Here is a 7,337-nt window from a genome sequence, read left to right as displayed (position 1 = left end):
CGCCACCCCACCGCTCCCCACGCCGACTCCCCCGCGTAGTAGCCCTGGGCGATCAGGCGGACCAGCCACGCCCCATCGACATCCGCGAGCACCGCCTCGAGCGCCTCAGCCGCTGGCGCGCGTAACGCCTCCCCCGCGACCGCCAGCGCGCGGTCCATACGGGGCTGCCAGTCCGGCCGGTCCACCGTCAGCACCCGCTCAATGAACTCCACCGCGCCCGCCTCCGCAGCAGACGGACTGTCGTCGGCCGGTACGGCGAGTTCGGCCAGCCGCTCGAACACCTGCCGCTGCGTTTCGGTCAGCACGTCCAGCCCTCCACAGTTTGTACTTGCCGGTCCATTTTCTCCGAGGAACGCTGGAGCCATGGCACTCGACAACTATTACCTGCTCGGCCGCTCGGGCCTCCGCGTCAGCCGGCTGGCCCTCGGCACGATGAACTTCGGCACAGGTGGATTCCATGCGCCCTACGGCCGCACCGCCGACCAGGCCGGCGCCCTCTTCCACACCTATGTCGATGCCGGCGGCAACTTCATCGACACCGCCGACTTCTACACCGCGGGCGAGAGCGAGCAACTCCTCGGGAAACTGATCTCAGAGAGCGCTCTCCGGGATCGCATCGTGCTCACCAGCAAGTTCACCAACAGCGTCGACCCCGGCAACCCGAACGCCGGCGGCAACGGCCGCAAGCACATGATCCGCGCGGTCGAGGACTCGCTGCGCCGGCTGCAGACCGACTACCTCGATCTCTTCCTCCTGCACACCTGGGACCGTGTCACCCCGATCGACGAGGTCCTGCGCACGTTCGACGACCTCACCCGCGCCGGCAAGATCCGGTACGCCGGACTGTCCGACGTACCGGCCTGGTACGCCGCTCGCGCGCAGAACGACGTCGTACCGATGGTCAGCCTGCAGCTGCCGTACTCGCTGGCGGAGCGGACCATCGAGACCGAGCACGTCGCGATGGCCCAGACGCTCGGTCTCGGCATCACCGCGTGGAGCCCGCTCGCCAGCGGATTCCTCACCGGGAAGTACCGCCGCGACGAACTCGAAGGCGTTACCGGAGAAGGGCGTCTGACCGGAGAGAGCGCTCCCTCGCGTTCCTGGAGCGATCGGCAATGGGACCTGCTCAAGACCCTCAGAACAGTGGCCGACGAGCTCGGCGTCACGATGGCACAGGTCGCGGTGAACTGGGTCGCGACCCAACCCGGCGTCGCGTCCGCGATCGTCGGGGCGAGCTCGCCGGAGCAGCTCACCGCGACGATGGCCGCGCTCGACTTCACCATCCCGGCCGCGCTGCGCGCCGACCTCGACGCGGCGAGCGCCGTACCGGCCGAGTCCGTGTACCGGATGTTCACGCCGGAGTACCAAGGCTGGTTGGTGAGTGCAGGTACGAAGGTTGCCGACAAGCCTGCTGGTTACCAACCGCCGGTCGTCAACTGGTCTTGACGCGCAGGTAGTCCAAGCAGAGATCGAGGGCGTACTCGAGATGCTGGGCCGAGCCGGACGACATCAGGATCGCGACACCGCCCTGGATCGCGGCCATCAACGCGCCGGCGGCCCGGTTCGCGTCGACATCGGCGCGAATCTCGCCAGCGGCCTGCATCTGATGGATCCCGGCCTGCAACGCCTGCTGCCATTGCGTCAGCAGCTTCCCGGTGACCACCTGGGCCGCGGGCGTGTGCCGCCCGATCTCGGTGATCAGTACGCCGAGCGGGCAGTGCACGCCCTGCCGCCGGTACTTCTCGACCAGCACATCGCGCCAGTCCTGCCAGGCATCCCAGCTCGTCAACTGGCCGAGCTGCGGCTCCTGATCCTCGATCACTCGCTCGGCCTCGCGCTCGGCAACCGCCAGTAGCAGTTGCTCCTTGCCGTCCGGGAAGTAGTGGAACAGCTGACTCTTCCCGGTCCGGCTGCGCCGGCCGACGTCGTCGAGCGTCACCGCGGCGATCCCCCGCTCGCGGATCTCCAGCGCGGCCGCAGCCACGATTCGGTCCCGGGTCGCCTTCCCTTTGGCAGTCAGCACGACCTCGACTGTACCGACTGGTCCAGAACCACGGAGGCCGGTGTACGGCGCGGGTTGTTGCGGGGGCGCGGCGATCTGACGAGACTGACCCGGTGAGAGAGGCTGACCGGCGATGGTGACGACGATCGGGGTGGTCGGGCCGTCGGACCTGGTCACCTCCACGTGCAAGATCATCGGATCCCAGCGCGGTATCGAGGTTCTGCCTCTGAAATATCGCCGGGAGACCGATACTCCGAAGGTGCTGGCCGCGGCGCCACCGAGTGTGGACGCGTGGTTGTTCACCGGTGTCGTCCCGTACCAGATCGCCGCGGCGAACGACCTGCTCGACCGCCCGGCGACCCACGTCGAGTACACCGGCGCCACGCTGCTACGGGCACTGGTCGAACTGCTCGGCGACGGCCAGGACATCAAGTCGATGAGCATCGACGTACTAGACGAGGCCCAGGTGCACGAGACGCTGGCCGAGGCGGGTCTGCCGACCCGCGGGGTCAAGGTGCTGCCGTACCGCCCGGGGCTGAGCTCGGACGACGTACTGGAGTTTCACCGGAACGCGAAGGCAACGGTGGCGATCACCTGCCTGCGGTCGGCGTACGACAAACTGCGGTCCGAGCAGCCGACCATCCGGCTCGCGCCTTCGATCCACTCGGTGCGCAGCGCGCTGAACGGTCTGCTGCTCGTGCACGACGCGTTGCGCAGTGACGACGCCCAGATCGCGCTCGGGCTGGTTGAGATCGCTGCGGCCGGAGAGAGCGCTCTCCGGCGCGAGGCCGGGTCGCTCGGCGGCAGCGTGATCCCGTACGACGACAAGCGCTATCTCGTGATTGCCACCCGCGGACCGCTGGAGCAGGCGACGGCCTCGTTCACCGAGCTCGGGATGCTGACCCGGCTGAAGGAGCAGTTCGGGCCGGTGCGGATCGGGTTCGGGATCGGCGGTTCCGGGATCGAGACCGAGGCGCTGGCGCGGCGAGCACTTGGGCGCGCGAAGACGGCTGGGCGCACTGCGGCGGTCGTTTCGCTGCGCAACGACATCGATCTGATCCTGGTCGGTGGCGCGACACCGCGGGCGCAGCAACGGTCGAAGCTGCAACTGCTTGCGCAGCGGGCCGGGTTGTCGAAGGCAACACTCGAGCGGCTGCAGGAGCTCGTGCATTCGGAGCCGGAGGACGGGGTGACCACGCGTTCGGTGGCCGATCACCTGGGGATCCAGCCGCGAACGGCGCGTCGCGTACTGAACCGGCTGGAGCGGGCCGGCCTCGCCGACGCGACCGGCACCCAGATCGGTACCGGCAGCGGCCGGCCACTGGTCGTCTACCGCGTCCACCTCTGATCCAGTAGGGTCGGTGGTAATTACAGCCATGACCGTAATTACCACCGCGGAGGCTTTGTGTCCGAGCTAGCCGTCAACGGCGGGACCCCGGTTCGATCCACTCCCCTGCCGTCGGTTTTCAACGCCGCCGGACGACGCTTCGGCGACGAGGAGGTCGCGGCGGCCGAGCGAGTGCTGCGCAGCGGCATGCTGTCGGCCACCTGGGGTACCGAGGTGCGCGCGCTGGAGCGGGAATTCGCCTCGTTGCTGGGCGCGGGTCATTCCGTTGCCTGCAGCTCCGGTACGGCGGCGCTCCATCTGGCCGTGGCCGCGGTGAACCCCGAGCCGGGCGACGAGATCATCACGACGCCGATCAGCGACATGGGGACGGTTTTCCCCATCATCATGCAGAACGCCGTACCGGTGTTCGCGGATGTGGATCTGACCACCGGGAGCCTGGATCCGGCCGCTGTCGAGGCTGCGATCACGCCGCGGACGAAGGCGGTCCTGGCGGTTCACCTGTTCGGCAAGCCGGCGCCGATCCGCGAGCTGCGGGCGCTGTGCGACAAGCACGGTCTACTGCTGATCGAGGACTGCGCGCAGGCGTATCTCGCGCCGGTGGGCGACGTCTACGCCGGACGTGTCGGCGACATCGGCTGCTTCAGTCTCCAGCAGTCGAAGCACATCAGCGCGGGTGACGGCGGGCTCGTGATCACCGATGATGCCGCGCTGGCGCGGCGGATGCGGCTGTTCACCGACAAAGGCTGGCCACGGGACACCGACGAGCGCACGTACCTGTTCCTCGCCTTGAACTACCGGATGACCGAGCTGACCGCGGCGGTCACGCGGGTTCAGTTGACCCGACTGGCCCAGGTGGTCGACGACCGCCGTACCGGGGCCGCGAAGCTCACCGCCGGGATCGGCGATCTCATCGGTCTACTACCGCCGCGAGACGATGGTGATCACGTGTACTGGCAGTACCCGTTGCTGCTCGACGGCAACATCCATCCCTGGGCGGCCGCTCTCACCGCCGAAGGTGTCCCTTGTACGCCGGGCTACCTGACCGAACCGCTGTACGCGGCGCCGGCGATCCGCTCGAAGGTCACGTACGGCGGATCCGGCTTCCCGCTGCGGGATGTCGAGTATCCACCTGGGCTGTGCCCGAACGCGGAGACCCTGATCAACGACCGGCTCGTCGTGCTGCCCTGGAACGAGAACTACAGCGGCGCCGACGTGGACGATATCGTCACCGCGATCCGCAAGGTCCACACCGCCCTGGAGTCTTGATGACCGACGCGCCTTTACTGCTCGACTGCGACATCCTGGTCGGGCACGACGTGACGACCGGGCGCTGGAGCCGGCCCGAACGGGTGCAGGAAGTGTTCGCCGGGACCGGGATCTCCGGTGGGCTGGTGTCCTCGTTGCGGGCGGTCCACTTCGACGTACCGTCGGGGAACGACGAGGCCCGGGTAGTGGCCGAGGGCAACGGCTGGACGAGTTGCCCGGTGCTCGATCTGCGGGATCCGCTGGGTGCTGAGCGTGAGCTGGATCGGCTGCTGTCCTCGGAGCGGCCGGCCGGAATCCGGTTGGCGCCAACGGCTCAGGCGGTCGAGCCGTCGTACCCATCGTTCGGGCATGTGGCGCGACTCGTCGTGGCGGCCGGGCTCACGTTGTTCGTGGAGGGCGACGTACGGGTGGTTGGTCCGGCGCTGCGGGATCTCGGGGCGCGGGTCGTGTTCCTGGACACACATTTCTACTACCTGGGTGACTTCGTGCTGCTGGCTCGCGCGGAGCCTGGGTTCCATACCTCGACCCGGATGCTGACCGGGCCGGATTCGCTGGAGATCGTCGCCGCCGAGGTCGGCGCCGGCCGCCTCGTCTTCGGTACCCGGACGCCGTTCCACGAGACCTACTCGGTGCTCGGCCGCCTGCTCAGCTCGAAGCTGACCCCGGCCGAGATCGCCCAGGTGGGCAGTGCGTTCCTGACCAAGCTGCTGGAGCCGTGATGCTGATCGACGTCCACGCCCACTGGGGCCCGTGGTTCTTCTCGATGGAGGTCGGCCCGATCGAGGTCAACCTCGAGCTGATGGACCGCTTCGGCATCGACCTGCAGCTGGTCTCCTCGATCGAAGGCATCGTGTACGACGCTCCGGCCGGCAACCGCGCGCTCGCCGAGCAGCTCCCCGCCGACGACCGCCTCCGCGGCATGCTCGTGATCGACCCCCGCCGCCTCGACGAGGCCCGCACCGACCTCCGCGACCTCGTCGTCGGCAACAGCCGCTGGGTCGGCGCCAAGATCCACACCGAGTACAGCCGCACCCCGATCGCCACCCCCGCCATGCAGGCCGCCATCGAGCTCACCACCGAGTACGGCCTCCCCACCCTCGTCCACACCTGGGGCGACACCGTCCTCGACCTGGCCGACCTCGCGGCCCGAGTCCCCGAGTCCCGCCTGATCGCCGGTCACATGGGCGCCGGCGCCTGGCGCCAGGTCCCCGAAGCCGCCCGCCGCGCCGGCAACCTCTGGTTCGAACCCTGCTGGTCCGCCCCCGACGCCGACCGCATCCGCTGGATCCTCGACCGCATCGGCCCCACCCGCCTAATGTTCGGCACCGACGCCACCCTCATCGACCCCTCAGTAGCCCTGGGCGCCCTCACTGCCGCCGCCCTGACCCCCACGGAGTCTGAAGCCGTTCGCTGGCAGAACGCGACAACCCTCTTCGCCCTCTGACCGCCCAGTCAGGGAGTACGGGTCGGGGCGAGGAAGACGATGATGTCGGTTTCGGGGCCGTGGACCGGGGGTTCGGTCCAGCCGATGCGGCGGTAGAAGGCAAGGGTGTCGAAGTTCTGGTTCCAGGCCAGGAGCCAGGCGCGGGGATGCTCCGCAGTGGCCGCTTCCAGCAGGCGGCGGCCGAGACCGGTCCCCCGCGCCTGAGCCAGCACGCCCAGCTCGTCGATCTCGAGCGCGCCGACCAGCAACTCGTCGACCTGCTCTGCCCCGAGCCGCTTCAGCACAGCGCCGTACGAGCGATCCGTCCGGAACGGCGCAGGTGTCGTCCACCCGGTGACGAATCCGGCGATCCGCCCGTCGGCCGACCGCTCGATCCACGCCTGGAACCCGGCGCGCCGTACATCACCTTCCAGCCGTTGCCGGAAGGCGGCGCGGGTCTCCGCCGGGTCCCGGTGCTCGAACGGCGGTGCCGTGAACACCTCGACGTACGCCTCGGTCAGTTCGTCCGCGATCTCGAGAAGGTCCGCCCGGTAGCTCTGCACCCGAACACGGTAGCCGGGGCTCACCCCGGCGTCGCGGAGATCGTCTCCAGTTCGGCGCGGAACTGCGGCAGCATCCAGCGCAGCGGCTGGTCGAGCACCCGCCCGATCGTCGACTCGTCCACCTTCAGCAGATTGGCGATCCGGGTGAGCGCATCCGGTTCGTCGGTGGCCGCGTACAGCAGGTGGACGACCTCGTGCCGGTGCGCGAAGACGGCCAGGGCCGCAGCCGCCAGGCCGGCATCGATCGCGGGCGGATCGCTGGTTTCGGTCTCATGAGTCATTTCCCCGTTGACTGTCACGCCCTTCACAACCTGACGAAGCACCCATCGGTTACGACCCGGGTAGCCAGCCGACCTTCCCGATCAGGTACGTCGCCCCGACCAGCGCCACGATGTCGATCACCGTATGCGCCACCACCAGCGGCATCACCCGCCCCCACCGGCGGTAGAGGTAGCAGAAAATCACCCCCATGATCACGTTTCCGGCGAACCCGCCGACCCCCTGATACAGGTGGTACGACCCCCGCAGCAGCGCGCTCGCCGCCGTACTCCGCCCGACCGACCACCCCAGCTGGTCCAGCCGGCGGTTCAGGTACCCGAGCACGATGACCTCTTCGAGTACGGCGTTCTGCGCGGCCACCGCGATCAGAATCGGGATCCGCCACCAGTGATCCGGCAATTGCGCCGGATCCACGCTCAAATTGGCCCCGGACGCGTAAGCCAGCAGGTAGAACCC

The 7,337-nt window shown here is 68.7% G+C and carries 10 protein-coding genes; 5 read left to right on the top strand and 5 right to left on the bottom strand.

Translation table 11 applies throughout. The annotated features are described in order from the left end of the window. Nucleotides 1-305: gluconate 2-dehydrogenase subunit 3 family protein (locus E1261_RS41515; protein WP_165952822.1), on the bottom strand; the 305-nt coding region annotated here is incomplete at its 3' end. 58 nt (nucleotides 306-363) lie between these two features. Here E1261_RS41515 and E1261_RS41510 point away from each other — a divergent pair. Continuing rightward, entirely contained in the window at nucleotides 364-1,446 is a 1,083-nt protein-coding gene (locus E1261_RS41510) for an aldo/keto reductase (RefSeq protein WP_132415260.1), read from the top strand. Here the strand turns inward: E1261_RS41510 and E1261_RS41505 are convergent. Next, the gene (locus tag E1261_RS41505; RefSeq protein WP_132415259.1) at nucleotides 1,433-2,023 is read right to left on the bottom strand and encodes a TetR/AcrR family transcriptional regulator; all 591 of its coding nucleotides are present in this window, start codon (nucleotides 2,021-2,023) and stop codon (nucleotides 1,433-1,435) included. The two genes, E1261_RS41510 and E1261_RS41505, sit on opposite strands and share 14 nt — an antisense overlap. A gap of 112 nt (nucleotides 2,024-2,135) precedes the next feature. On the opposite strand from E1261_RS41505, the gene E1261_RS41500 reads away from it, so the two are divergent. From E1261_RS41500 to E1261_RS41485, 4 genes are read left to right on the top strand one after another with little or no spacing between them, the layout of a single operon-like run. Then, nucleotides 2,136-3,350, top strand: a complete 1,215-nt coding sequence (locus E1261_RS41500; RefSeq protein WP_132415258.1) for a helix-turn-helix domain-containing protein — start codon at nucleotides 2,136-2,138, stop codon at nucleotides 3,348-3,350. A gap of 57 nt (nucleotides 3,351-3,407) precedes the next feature. Then, nucleotides 3,408-4,616 (top strand): DegT/DnrJ/EryC1/StrS family aminotransferase, encoded by a 1,209-nt coding sequence (locus E1261_RS41495; protein WP_132415257.1) that lies wholly within the window; start codon nucleotides 3,408-3,410, stop codon nucleotides 4,614-4,616. Then, complete coding sequence (locus E1261_RS41490) at nucleotides 4,616-5,335, top strand: amidohydrolase family protein (protein WP_132415256.1); 720 nt, start codon at nucleotides 4,616-4,618, stop codon at nucleotides 5,333-5,335. The genes E1261_RS41495 and E1261_RS41490 overlap by 1 nt, the downstream gene beginning before the upstream one ends. Then, nucleotides 5,335-6,060, top strand: a complete 726-nt coding sequence (locus tag E1261_RS41485) for an amidohydrolase family protein (protein ID WP_132415255.1) — start codon at nucleotides 5,335-5,337, stop codon at nucleotides 6,058-6,060. The genes E1261_RS41490 and E1261_RS41485 overlap by 1 nt, the downstream gene beginning before the upstream one ends. 8 nt (nucleotides 6,061-6,068) lie before the next feature. On the opposite strand, the gene E1261_RS41480 is transcribed toward E1261_RS41485, so the two are convergent. The 3 genes from E1261_RS41480 to E1261_RS41470 form a co-directional block, all read right to left on the bottom strand. Then, the gene (locus tag E1261_RS41480; RefSeq protein WP_132415254.1) at nucleotides 6,069-6,602 is read right to left on the bottom strand and encodes a GNAT family N-acetyltransferase; all 534 of its coding nucleotides are present in this window, start codon (nucleotides 6,600-6,602) and stop codon (nucleotides 6,069-6,071) included. 20 nt (nucleotides 6,603-6,622) lie between these two features. After that, complete coding sequence (locus E1261_RS41475) at nucleotides 6,623-6,883, bottom strand: hypothetical protein (RefSeq protein ID WP_132415253.1); 261 nt, start codon at nucleotides 6,881-6,883, stop codon at nucleotides 6,623-6,625. 49 nt (nucleotides 6,884-6,932) lie between these two features. Then, on the bottom strand, nucleotides 6,933-7,337 hold a 405-nt coding region (locus E1261_RS41470), incomplete at its 5' end, for a CPBP family intramembrane glutamic endopeptidase (protein ID WP_132415252.1).

Source organism: Kribbella albertanoniae (genome assembly GCF_004348455.1).
Lineage (GTDB): Bacteria > Actinomycetota > Actinomycetes > Propionibacteriales > Kribbellaceae > Kribbella > Kribbella albertanoniae.
Note: the sequence above shows the minus strand (reverse complement) of the source record. Positions and strands in the feature narration are given on the sequence as shown.

Excerpts from the sequence above, each read along its gene's own strand:
- E1261_RS41510 (WP_132415260.1), top strand. The coding sequence starts at position 364 with ATGGCACTCGACAACTATTACCTGCTCGGCCGCTCGGGCCTCCGCGTC.
- E1261_RS41500 (WP_132415258.1), top strand. The coding sequence starts at position 2,136 with ATGGTGACGACGATCGGGGTGGTCGGGCCGTCGGACCTGGTCACCTCC.
- E1261_RS41490 (WP_132415256.1), top strand. The coding sequence starts at position 4,616 with ATGACCGACGCGCCTTTACTGCTCGACTGCGACATCCTGGTCGGGCAC.
- E1261_RS41485 (WP_132415255.1), top strand. The coding sequence starts at position 5,335 with ATGCTGATCGACGTCCACGCCCACTGGGGCCCGTGGTTCTTCTCGATG.
- E1261_RS41475 (WP_132415253.1), bottom strand. The coding sequence starts at position 6,883 with ATGACTCATGAGACCGAAACCAGCGATCCGCCCGCGATCGATGCCGGC.